General features: G+C 70.1%; 1 protein-coding gene. It reads right to left on the bottom strand.

Annotation, left to right across the window (positions count from 1 at the left end):
* A partial coding sequence (locus AC3A56_RS17595; protein WP_487771220.1) for a hypothetical protein occupies nt 1-221 on the bottom strand: 221 nt, incomplete at both ends.

Raw genomic sequence — 221 nt, forward strand, 5'->3', positions numbered from 1 at the left:
GAGCTCCAGCTCAACACGCCATTGTTGCCGGCGTTCGCGCCGGTCAGCTGATACGTCTGGCTGCTGCCGCTGATCGTATCCGACGCCGAACCGCCCTTCGCCGTGGTGATGCCGCTCCAGCCACCGGTGCCGGTGGCCGTACCGCCCAGGCCCACGCTCACCGCCGTGGTGTACGCGCTGTAATCCAGCGTGCCCGCACCACCGCCCGCCAGCGTGCCGCT

The sequence above is a fragment of the Rhodanobacter sp. Soil_C_14 genome (genome assembly GCF_057657335.1).